The organism is Kurthia zopfii (assembly GCF_003143955.1).
Classification (GTDB): domain Bacteria; phylum Bacillota; class Bacilli; order Bacillales_A; family Planococcaceae; genus Kurthia; species Kurthia zopfii.
Window position 1 is genome coordinate 1 of sequence record NZ_QFVS01000057.1, and the last position, 9,488, is coordinate 9,488.

A 9,488-nucleotide genomic window follows, 5' to 3' on the forward strand; every position below is an offset into this window, starting at 1 on the left:
CGGTCAAATAAGAGAAACCGCTGCAAGTAAAGAAATACACTTGCAAGTACGCTCTATTCCCAAGAAGCTCCCACTTCAAGCGTGAAGAACCGCAAGGTTTAGCTAAGTGGCGAGTAGTTCACGTAAAAGTAATATGTATTTTTTGTATTTTCTATTTCAATTTATTTATTTTTTTGGAAAAGTAAAAATGGTGGAATGTATAAACTATCATTCTTTTGAAATGGGGGTTGGTACTATGAAGGATCGAAATACTTTATACTTCCTATTATTTGTCGGGTTTGGTTTAATTACGACGGTGTTCACTGCTCCATTTACAAGTAATGCGGTAAAGGCACTTATATTCTTCACGGGAGCTGTACTAATTTTATCAAGTGTGTATATGTCGATGATTTCCACTAGGAAAGCAAAAAGAGCATTTACAGTTTATAACGACACTCCATTGCAACCTTCCTTCCAAAGAGAAAAAGTCGAATCTTTACCACTTGCAACATTGAAAAGAACTTCATAGAAAAAAGGTGAGTAAGTTTGTAGCTTACTCACCTTTTTCTTTGGATTTTCGCCAAAATAAGTGGCGGAAAAGCATCAAAAAAACCTCTGGAATGACTCCAGAGGAAAGTTTATCAAATTTTACACTTGTGCAAATGAAACATTCAAAGTTGAATTCGCAGCTTTATTCTCTTCTAAGTAATCAACAATTTCTTGATTAATACTGTTTGAAATATAAAGTTGGCAGTTGCATTTCGTTGCTGGAATATGATGAATCGTACAAATTGCATTTGGTAGTTGATAATTTTGTGACACTAATACAGTTTCTTTAGAACTGTTGCATTTTCCACAAATCATGATGTAATCACCTCTATATATTGATAGTATCGGCTTTATTCATCAATATTTCATCTCTATATCTCTATATCTACATAATATACAAAGTTTATTTTGATGATTTTCTCATTTCAGTCATTTGTCGCCACATTGAACCTTTTGCAGATTCTCCTTGTGAAATTCGCTCGATTGCCATCTTCACTTGTAGGCTTACTTCGAATTCTGAATCATCTTGCGCTTGCTCTAAAGCTGTAAGACATTTCTCCGTACCTGATTCATATAAGTACATCGCTGCTCTCCAACGCACTAATTTATTTTTGTCAGATAATGATTGAATCATCGCATCTTCAAAGTTTGGCATGCTTAAATCACTCATGCAATCGCCCGCCGTACGACGAACTGATGCACTTTTATCGATTAATGCTTTTTCTAAATATGGAACAACCGCTTCATCCTCAATCATTCCTAAATAAACAGTTGCCAGTCTACGAATCGACATTTTCTCATCTTCAAGCGCTTTTGCAAGCATCGGCAAATCAGATATATCTGGATCAGGAATTTGATCTAATAATTTAAAACGCTCTTCCCAATCTTCCACGTCGAATTGTTCAAGCGAAATTTTCTGCTTGTCTAATTCAATCGAAATCGTATCATCTGTCGCCGCATCTACTAGCTCTTGCAAACGCTCTGCCGTGTAAGTCGCATCCAGCTCATTAATAATACTCGCGCCGATTTCTTCCTTATCGCCGTAACGAACTCCTGAATCAACCCATTTTCTTTGTAAAATGAAGTCATCATCATCCGATGTTCCTAACACTTCGTTAAAAGCATTGATGAAACGCTTGTCCAAAGCAAATCGTTTTTCTTCGATTGAATCGAAAACTTTTACTTGTAGCGGAATGCCTTTGAACATTTGTAGATGGACATATGCTTCACCGAAATGATCGCTCGGGCCATCTTCTTTTTTCGATTCGCCTACTTCTTCACCAAAAACTTGGCGTACAGAAGCTAAAATATTTACCCAGTCAAATTTCGCATTTCGCTCAACAGCTAGGAAATCCGCTACATGGTAAACACCTTTCACACCTTCAACTTGCATAATATCTTGAATAATTTGAGGTGCATTTTCTATATTTGAAGCATTATAGTTATTTGCTGTTCCAAATGGTAATTCTTGATCAATAATGACCTTCATCGTATTCGGACTTGGTGTTGGTTCGATTGATTTAATATTCATCATCTATTCCTCCTTGCTAGTTCCCTTCTACAATATCACTTAGATACTCCCAACGCTCAATTAAATGCTCATATTTCTCATTTAATGCCTCTAATTCATTCGTTAGTTGCTGTAATTTTGTAAAATCAGAACCCGCTTTTGAAATCTCTTCTTCATGCTCCATAATTTGAGCTTCGACGCGATCGATATCCGCTTGAATGGTTTTCCATTCTTTTTGTTCTTTAAAAGTTAATTTCTTCTTATCTGCTTTCACTTTATCAACTTTTACTTTTTCGACTTTTTCTTCTTTTACATGATGCTTGCTTTCAGATTGCTGTTTTTCAAGGAAATCTGTATAAATATCCAAGCTTTCTTCTACTCCACCATTGCCATCAAGAACCCATAGTTTTTTCGCAATACGATCCAGGAAGAAACGGTCATGGGAAATCGTCACAATTACACCTGCGAAGTTTTCGATGAAATCCTCTAAAACAGATAAAGTTTCGATGTCTAGATCATTCGTCGGCTCATCTAATAATAGGACATTCGGCTGTTCCATTAATAATTTTAAAAGGAATAGACGTTTGCGCTCCCCACCTGATAATTTACCAATTTGCGTACCGTGCGCATGTAGCGGGAATAGGAATCTTTCCAACATTTGTGCTGCTGAATGATGCACACCTTCCACATCGACAATATCATTTGCCGATTCACGTACATATTCAATCATACGTTCATTCGTATTCATTTGAGGTAGATGTTGCGTAAAGTGTGCAATCTTCACGGTTGAACCGACTTCAATTGCACCTGAATCTGGTTTCAATTCACCTGATAACATATTTAATAATGTCGATTTACCAGCACCATTCGGCCCGATAATCCCGATTCTGTCACCTTGCTGTAGGAGGAAATCAAAATCTTTAATAAGCGTTTTATTTTTAAATGCTTTCGTCACTTTGTCGCCTTCGATTACTTTCTTACCTAATCGAGTTGTTGCTAGGCCCATATCTAGTGACGTATTGTCATTATCTTTTTGCAATGAATCTGAAAGTTCGTCAAATCGTTGAATTCGCGCTTTTTGCTTCGTCGAACGTGCTTTTGCACCACGGCGAATCCATTTCAACTCTGAACGGTAGCGGTTACGTTGTTTCGCATCCGTCGATTGTTGCATCTCTTGACGAATTGCCTTCGCTTCAAGGAAATCCCCGTAGTTTCCGCTATGTTTGTACAATGTTTTATCAGCGATTTCATAAATATGCGTAGAAACGGCATCTAAGAAATAACGATCATGGGTGATGACGATGACCGCTCCTTTTAAGCGTTTCACCATATCTGTTAACCAATCCGTTGATTCGACATCCAAATGGTTCGTCGGCTCATCTAATAAGTATAAATCAGCAGGCTCAATCAAAGTTTTCGCAAGTGCGACACGTTTTTGCTGCCCACCAGACATCGCTACGACTTCCGCATCAAATTGATCAATGCCTAATTTCGTCAACGCTGTTTTTGCTAATGCATTGACATCCCAAGCATCTTCTTGGTTCATACGTTGTTGTAAATCAAACATTTTCTGTTGTAACTTTTCAGAAGTTGGATCCGCTGACAACGCTCTCACGACATCTTCATATTGACGGTTTAGTTGAATAGCCGGTGAATCCCCTTCGAAAACTGCATCTAAAACCGTAATTCCGGCTTTAAATTGAGGATCCTGTGGCAAATATGCGACACGGTATTTATTCGGATGGTCCATCGTAATTGTATCGGCATCCATCTGACCTGCTAAAATAGAGAGCAATGTTGACTTCCCTGTTCCGTTAATACCGATTAAACCTGCACGCTCGCCTTCCACAATTGTAAATTCTATGTCTTTAAATAATGTTTTTTCTCCAACTGTTTTCGTAAAATTCGATACGATTAAATGACTCATAGTATTCCATCTCTTTCTGCCTTTAATTGTTGAATAAATTGTTCCATAAATTCATGGCGTTGCTGTGCTAATTGCTTTCCTTTTTCCGTTTTCATTAAATCTTTTAAAAGGAATAATTTTTCATAGAAATGTGTCACGCTTGCTGTTGATTTCGAGCGATATTCATCAACCGACATATCCATACGTACTTCTTCGGCGTCATCGTATAATGCACGACCCTTAGCCCCACCGAATGCAAATGTGCGCGCTATTCCTACCGCACCTAATGCATCAAGTCGATCCGCATCTTGCACAATTTTTGCTTCAATCGAAGTTGTTTCCTTTTCGTTTCCACCACTAAATGATACAGATTCGATGACATTTTGAATATGTAGTTTTGAAGCATCTGTTAAATCTAATTGAGCCAAAATCGTCTGCTCATTCTCTTTGTCCGTTGTGTATTTCGGATCACTCACATCATGAAGCAATACAGCTAATTCCACGATTTCATGATCTGCATCTTTTTCAACTTCCATAATTGCACGAGCATTCATTAGTACACGCTGTATATGTTGAAAATCATGACTTGCATCAAATTGATTGTATATGCCTTCCACTAATTGTCGGCATGTTTCGATATTATTCATTGTAATTACCTCCGTTAGCACTAATTTTCGTCAATTAATACTTATTCCACAATCTATTATAACTTTAAATACGCGCTATTCAAAAGAATCATTGCATTCTCTATATGCAAATTGCCTATTATCTACTAGAATAAAAAGTAGAGATCTAAAGCAACACATTCATTCTCTAGATTCCCTCATCTATTATAGGTGAAATAATAAAAAAGAGGCGAAGAACATGCATAAATTAGCACAAGAACTGAACAAAACGATTCAATCTGAAAATAATCATGTTTTTGAAATGCTTTCAGGAATTGGTCAACAAATGTATTTCCCAACAGAAGGGATTTTATCTCAATCTGCGGAAGCAAAATCAAAAGCAAATAAATACAATGCAACAATTGGTACTGCGATTGAAAAAGGTCAACCGATGCATTTAAAAGTCCTACAAGACACTCTATCTGCCTATGATCCTGCAGACTTATATCCTTATGCTCCGCCAGCTGGTAAACCGGCTTTACGTAAAGAATGGCGTAAAAAAATGCTTTTAGACAATCCAACTTTACATGATAAAACATTCAGTAACCCAATCGTGACGAATGCATTAACGCATGGTCTAAGCATCGCTGCAGATTTATTTGCAGATGCAGGTGACTCATTAATCATTCCTGATCAAAACTGGGAAAACTACGATATGGTATTCGGCATTCGCCGTGGAGCAGATATTTTAACATATCCTCTATATGATGCGAATGGTAAATTTAATGCTTCTGGCTTACGTGATGCCATTCTTTCGAAAAAGGAACACGGTAAAGCAATCGTCTTATTAAACTTCCCGAACAATCCAACTGGTTACACACCAAATGCTGAAGAAGGCGCAGCAATCGTCCAAGCAATCGTTGATGGCGCAAACGCTGGTATTAATGTTGTCGCAATTACAGATGACGCATACTTCTCTCTATTCTTCGAAGACTCACTACATGAATCATTATTCGGCGCATTAGCGAATATTCATGATCGTGTCCTTGCTGTTAAAATTGATGGTGCGACAAAAGAAGAATATATGTGGGGATTCCGTGTTGGTTTCATAACTTTCGGCAATAAATCAGAACCTTTATTAAAAGCATTAGAGGAAAAAGCAATCGGCATCATCCGTGCGACAATTTCTTCTGGCCCTCACCCATCTCAAACTTTCTTACTAAAAGCACTTCAAAGCCCTGAATTTGCTGTGCAACGCCAAGAGAAGTTCGACATTATGAAAGGCCGCGCGAATAAAGTAAAAGAAGTTTTAGAAAACGCTAAATTTGCAGATGCTTGGGAATACTACCCATTCAACTCTGGATACTTCATGTGTCTAAAACTGAAAACTGTCAATGCGGACCAATTACGCTTAACTGCACTTGAAAAATTCGGTGTAGGGACAATCGCACTTAGCGATACAGATTTACGCGTCGCATTCTCTTGTATCGAAGAAGAAGAAATCGAAGAACTATTCGACTTAATTTATGCAGCTGTTTTAGCAATTGAAAAAGCTCAAAGTTTATAATTTTTCGCAGTCCTTATTGTTATTTTGACAATAAGGGCTTTTTTCTTTTGTAAAAAAGGATATAGATTAATACTATTCATGTGAAAGAGGAGTTTTGTGGAATTACTTTCGTTTACGATCAATAGTTTTTCGCCTGTTGAAGAACAAATCTACTTTCATTTGAAAAATACGATAACAGAAGATGATTACGGAGTTGAAGAAACTCTTCCTTCACCGAGAGATTTGGCGATTCACTTAAGACAGTCTGTGACGGATGTTTTTAGCGCATATAAACAATTAGAAATTGAAGGTTACGTAGAAAGTAATGGTGATGAATTCAAGCTCATTCACCTTCAAAATTCGGACCAAAAAGTAGTAAGCTATCGAAGTGTTATAAAAAAAACGAAGTTCACCTACCTTACGATTTTAAAGTAGATGTCGTCGATAAGAATTTTTCCCACTCGCGCGTTGGAAGAAATGTTTAAGCGAAGCGACTGAAGAAGCTTGTATTTATACAAAAGGATATCCAAATGGTGAACCAAACTTAAAAGAAGCATTAGCGCGACATTTTAAAAAGCATCGCCAAATGGATGTTTCTCCTGATAATGTTTTCATAAGTAGTAGTATTCAAGCTCTTTTAACTCGATTAGCTATGTTTTTTAAATCAAAAAACTCCTATAATTCATTCATAATTGAAAACCTTAGGAATAAGGAAGCTTCCTCAATTTTCCAATCGCTTGGCTATCATGCTCAAACGTATCGTGTTTTGCCAGATGGCCATCAAATATCTGAAATACCGAATAAAAAGTCGCTACTCTATGTTCACGCCTTCACAACAACCACTCGGTATTACCATTCCTGTGAAGAAGCGTGTGCAATTGATTGCTTGGGCAAAGAAGAATAATTGTTTAATTATTGAAGATGATAATGACTCTGAATTCCGCTATAATGCGACGATCATTGCACCAATGGCTTCGATTAACAGCAGTCATGTCATTTATATTAATTCTTTCGCTCGCTCTTTTCTACCTTCAATTCGTGTCGCTTTTTCAATTTTACCAGACCAATATGTAGAGGAATTCGTGGCATTTAATGAAGATTTCGTGCAAAATGCATCTTCACTTGTTCAAATTGCATTGGCAAATTTCCTTACCGAAGGTTATTTTGCAGATCACTTGAAAAAGATGACATCTATTTACAATCAGAAAATGGCCGTTTTACCGACGACTATTCAAATGACTTTTCCGTCGACATTACGAGTGTTTAGTGATGACTCGGGGCAATATTTATTAATTCAACCAAATAACGGGATGACAGAAGATGAATTGATTTCGAGCGCTGCTGAACTTGGTGTAAAGGTATATCCATTTTCGACATTTTACTTGGAAAAAGATTTAGACTTCCTCCGCTGCTCATGTTGGGCTTCGGTACTTTAAATCGAATGAAGACGAGGGACTGCATTAAGTGGCTTTACAAAGCTTGGTTTGAAAAATAAATTACTTAGATTTTCTTTTTAAGAATAGAACGCCACCGCAAATGATGGCTACAACACTGATTTGAATCACGACTGATTGTACCGAAATTGTTTTGTTCATATAATAACTAATGCCATTTACTACTAAAATTGCACCTACTCCACCCCAAATTAAATTATTTATTTTTTCCAATTGAAACACCTCGATTTTTTTGAATATAACTTTATTATATACAAAAGGATGTGTGATTTACGAATTCACACATCCTTTTGTATATAGTGAATAATCCACTGATAGCTTTGTATAAATTTCATCTTCTTTATAACGGTTTGAAATAACTGAAACTGCGCCACCGCCTTCGCTCGCTTTATTATTTGCGAAAGTTGATTTTTTGATGATTAATTCATGATCGATCCCAATTTTTTGAGAATTACGATGGAATAGAATCGCTCCACCATATTATTCAACTGACTGGCTCATCTCATTATTTTCAAAAATAGATTCTTCAATCAAAGTTGACGTTTCTTCCATCGCATCCGCAAAGAAATGGTGTACCTCGATTGCACCACCACATAAATCTTCTGAAGAAACTTCATCCTCAGATAGCTTATTATTTTTGAAAACTGAATTTTTGATGATTATATTTCCCGAATCGAATAATGAAATCGCGCCATCAGCATTATAAAAACTTTTATTTTCATTATTCAAAAATCATTTGCTATACATTTCCAACTCATCAACTTCACTCGCTCTAAACGCACCATTATATTCTATTGTATTATTTTCAATCGTGCTATTTTTCATCGTGATTTTACATTTTTCATTTATTTTTGAGTAAGTTTTGAAAATTTCAATCGTGGTGTTTGTCGAATTTTTAAATGTTGAATATGTAATTTCTATGTAACTATAATCAAAACCAGTTGGACCATTTTTAGCAAGAATACTTTGTTATGAAATAAATAAACCTGAATGCTTTTGATTTTCTCCATCAAAATTGAAGTTTTTCAAAATAAGTTGTGGTTCATTTTTCGTATGCCCTTCCCAAACGTAAATAATAGATATCCTATTTTTCATTAACTTTTTTTCTGCGTCTATTGTTATTTTCTTATTATTGTTTATGATGACGGTAATATCATCCTCTTTCGGAAATTGTTCTCCAAATTCGATGACTCCCCCGTCTTGAGCTGACCCTATAGTTACTTGCAACTCACGTTCTGTATTAACTACGAGGTCTTTCGCTTGTGCTTGCTTATGACTAAAAATTAATGAAATACATACTATCATTTCCATTATTAATTTCTTCGCTCAATCACTCCAATTATTGCTAGTATTTCATTATTCCCTTTTCACCTAAATTAAATACATTTTAAGTCATTGAAAAAACACAGAAGCCGCTTGCTCGACTTCTGTGTTTGAATTAATGATTTATTTCTTCTTCCACACCGCATAAAGTGTCGTCGGTTTCATGATTTTCAATGACTTGTCTACTTTATACCCAGCTTTTGTCGCTTTTTTATTCGTTGACCAACCTGTAAATGTGTAACCTTTACGCTTCAAAGTTCCTGCGGTTTTCAATTTCACGCTATTGCCATACAGTACTTTCGCAGATTTTGGCGCTTTCCCTGAAGTCGCTTTATTTGCGGCGTATTTTACTTCATTTGAATCGCGTTGCCAAACTGCATACAAGTTATTTTTTGATTTCACTTTATAATCTGCACCAGGTTTATACTTTGGATCTGCTTTTGAAGCAGTTGCTTTTTCAGACCAACCAATAAATGAATAACCTGTGCGTTGTGAACTACTCGCCACTTAGCTAAACCTTGCGGTTCTTCACGCTTGAAGTGGGAGCTTCTTGGGAATAGAGCGTACTTGCAAGTGTATTTCTTTACTTGCAGCGGTTTCTCTTATTTGACCGAGC

General features: G+C 36.5%; 12 protein-coding genes. 4 read left to right on the forward strand and 8 right to left on the reverse strand.

Annotation, left to right across the window (positions count from 1 at the left end; all coding sequences use genetic code 11):
• Positions 1–235: 235 nt before the first annotated feature.
• Entirely contained in the window at positions 236–508 is a 273-nt protein-coding gene (locus DF281_RS13775) for a hypothetical protein (RefSeq protein WP_109350842.1), read from the forward strand.
• A gap of 119 nt (positions 509–627) precedes the next feature.
• Here the strand turns inward: DF281_RS13775 and DF281_RS13780 are convergent, their stop codons facing one another.
• The 4 genes from DF281_RS13780 to DF281_RS13795 all read right to left on the reverse strand — a co-directional run bounded on the left by DF281_RS13780 (position 628) and on the right by DF281_RS13795 (position 4,591).
• Entirely contained in the window at positions 628–843 is a 216-nt protein-coding gene (locus DF281_RS13780; protein ID WP_109350843.1) for a class II aldolase/adducin head domain-containing protein, read from the reverse strand.
• A gap of 88 nt (positions 844–931) precedes the next feature.
• Positions 932–2,059: a conserved virulence factor C family protein gene (locus DF281_RS13785; RefSeq protein WP_109350844.1), complete on the reverse strand. Its 1,128-nt coding sequence runs from the start codon at positions 2,057–2,059 to the stop codon at positions 932–934.
• A 16-nt stretch (positions 2,060–2,075) separates the two neighbouring features.
• The gene (locus DF281_RS13790) at positions 2,076–3,965 is read right to left on the reverse strand and encodes an ABC-F family ATP-binding cassette domain-containing protein (RefSeq protein WP_109350845.1); all 1,890 of its coding nucleotides are present in this window, start codon (positions 3,963–3,965) and stop codon (positions 2,076–2,078) included.
• Positions 3,962–4,591, reverse strand: coding sequence for an HD domain-containing protein (locus tag DF281_RS13795; protein WP_109350846.1), 630 nt, complete (start codon positions 4,589–4,591; stop codon positions 3,962–3,964). The genes DF281_RS13790 and DF281_RS13795 overlap by 4 nt, the downstream gene beginning before the upstream one ends.
• A 217-nt stretch (positions 4,592–4,808) precedes the next feature.
• Between DF281_RS13795 and DF281_RS13800 the strand changes: the two genes are divergently transcribed.
• The 3 genes from DF281_RS13800 (at position 4,809) to DF281_RS13810 (ending at position 7,531) form a co-directional block, all read left to right on the forward strand.
• Positions 4,809–6,116, forward strand: coding sequence for an aminotransferase class I/II-fold pyridoxal phosphate-dependent enzyme (locus tag DF281_RS13800; protein ID WP_109350847.1), 1,308 nt, complete (start codon positions 4,809–4,811; stop codon positions 6,114–6,116).
• Positions 6,117–6,212: 96 nt separating this feature from the next.
• Positions 6,213–6,530: a GntR family transcriptional regulator gene (locus DF281_RS13805; protein ID WP_109350848.1), complete on the forward strand. Its 318-nt coding sequence runs from the start codon at positions 6,213–6,215 to the stop codon at positions 6,528–6,530.
• Between the two features lie 338 nt (positions 6,531–6,868).
• Positions 6,869–7,531, forward strand: a complete 663-nt coding sequence (locus DF281_RS13810; RefSeq protein ID WP_166636157.1) for an aminotransferase class I/II-fold pyridoxal phosphate-dependent enzyme — start codon at positions 6,869–6,871, stop codon at positions 7,529–7,531.
• A 60-nt stretch (positions 7,532–7,591) separates the two neighbouring features.
• Here DF281_RS13810 and DF281_RS14795 read toward each other — a convergent pair whose 3' ends face one another.
• From DF281_RS14795 to DF281_RS13825, 4 genes are all read right to left on the reverse strand, one after another.
• Positions 7,592–7,762 (reverse strand): hypothetical protein, encoded by a 171-nt coding sequence (locus tag DF281_RS14795; protein WP_166636158.1) that lies wholly within the window; start codon positions 7,760–7,762, stop codon positions 7,592–7,594.
• 267 nt (positions 7,763–8,029) lie between these two features.
• On the reverse strand, positions 8,030–8,278 hold the full coding sequence (locus DF281_RS13815) for a hypothetical protein (protein WP_109350850.1): 249 nt from the start codon (positions 8,276–8,278) through the stop codon (positions 8,030–8,032).
• Positions 8,279–8,518: 240 nt separating this feature from the next.
• Positions 8,519–8,860: a hypothetical protein gene (locus DF281_RS13820; protein WP_109350851.1), complete on the reverse strand. Its 342-nt coding sequence runs from the start codon at positions 8,858–8,860 to the stop codon at positions 8,519–8,521.
• A 135-nt stretch (positions 8,861–8,995) separates the two neighbouring features.
• Positions 8,996–9,379 (reverse strand): InlB B-repeat-containing protein, encoded by a 384-nt coding sequence (locus tag DF281_RS13825; protein ID WP_109350852.1) that lies wholly within the window; start codon positions 9,377–9,379, stop codon positions 8,996–8,998.
• Between the last annotated feature and the right edge of the window lie 109 nt (positions 9,380–9,488).

What these genes read in the sequence shown, in the direction of transcription:
- DF281_RS13780 (WP_109350843.1), bottom strand. Translation starts at nt 843, where the DNA reads ATGATTTGTGGAAAATGCAACAGTTCTAAAGAAACTGTATTAGTGTCA.
- DF281_RS13775 (WP_109350842.1), top strand. Translation starts at nt 236, where the DNA reads ATGAAGGATCGAAATACTTTATACTTCCTATTATTTGTCGGGTTTGGT.
- DF281_RS13820 (WP_109350851.1), bottom strand. Translation starts at nt 8,860, where the DNA reads ATGGAAATGATAGTATGTATTTCATTAATTTTTAGTCATAAGCAAGCA.
- DF281_RS13790 (WP_109350845.1), bottom strand. Translation starts at nt 3,965, where the DNA reads ATGAGTCATTTAATCGTATCGAATTTTACGAAAACAGTTGGAGAAAAA.
- DF281_RS13810 (WP_166636157.1), top strand. Translation starts at nt 6,869, where the DNA reads ATGGCCATCAAATATCTGAAATACCGAATAAAAAGTCGCTACTCTATG.
- DF281_RS13800 (WP_109350847.1), top strand. Translation starts at nt 4,809, where the DNA reads ATGCATAAATTAGCACAAGAACTGAACAAAACGATTCAATCTGAAAAT.
- DF281_RS13795 (WP_109350846.1), bottom strand. Translation starts at nt 4,591, where the DNA reads ATGAATAATATCGAAACATGCCGACAATTAGTGGAAGGCATATACAAT.
- DF281_RS13785 (WP_109350844.1), bottom strand. Translation starts at nt 2,059, where the DNA reads ATGAATATTAAATCAATCGAACCAACACCAAGTCCGAATACGATGAAG.